We start from the raw sequence: 896 nt of genomic DNA, 5'->3' as shown, positions 1-896 counted from the left end.
GTGAAGTCAGCGGACACTGAAGCTCCTTGAGGTCTGAAGGTTCCGGTGGATGTCGAGCGCGGCGGTGGACCGGTTGAGCGTGATGTAGTGCAGCCCTGGGGCGCCTTCGGCGAGCAGACGCTCGGCCATGGCGGTGGCGTGATCGACGCCGATCCGGTGCCCGGCGGAAGGATTGCCGCGGGCGCTCTCCAGCCGGTGGGCGAGGTCTTCGGGGAAGGCCGCGCTGGAGAGTTCGGCGAAGCGGCGGATCTGGCGGACGTCCGTGGCGGGCATGATCTCGGGGATGATCGGAATGTCACAGCCCGCGGCCGCCACCCGATCCCGCAGTCGCAGATAGTCCTCCACGCGGAAGAACATCTGGGTGATGGCGTAGTCGGCGCCGGCTGCGCACTTGGCCACGAAGTGCCGGATGTCGCTCTCCCAGTCGGGCGAGCGCGGGTGCCGTTCGGGGAAGGCCGCCACTCCGATCGCGAAGTCGCCCAGCGACCGCACGAGTTCGACCAGTTCGCGGGCGTACGTGAATCCCTCGGGGTGGGGTGTCCAGGGACCGTTGGGGTGGCCGGGCGGGTCACCCCGTAGGACGAGGACATCTCGAATGCCCGCGTCGGCGTACTGGCCGATGATGTGGCGCAGCTCGGTGACCGAGTGACCGACCGCGGTGAGGTGGGCGACGGGCCGCAGGGTGGTCTCGGCGGCGATACGGCGGGTGACGGCGATGGTCCGGTCGCGTGAGGAGCCGCCCGCTCCGTAGGTGACGGAGACGAAGTCGGGGTGCAGCGCCTCCACTCGGCGCATCGCATCCCAGAGGGCGCGCTCGCCCTTCTCGGTCTTCGGGGGGAAGAACTCGAAGGAGAAGGTCGTCATGCCCGCCCTCCCGCGTTGAAGTACTTCGCCTG

Annotated in this window: 1 protein-coding gene; it reads right to left on the bottom strand. The window is 69.1% G+C overall.

Translation table 11 applies throughout. The features are described from left to right. Window positions 1–6: 6 nt before the first annotated feature. A partial coding sequence (metF, locus tag AC3ETA_RS47770) for a methylenetetrahydrofolate reductase [NAD(P)H] (protein ID WP_432199170.1) occupies window positions 7–896 on the bottom strand: 890 nt, incomplete at its 5' end.

The organism is Streptomyces sp. bgisy027 (assembly GCF_057710365.1).
This window is presented reverse-complemented; position numbering and strand designations above follow the sequence as displayed.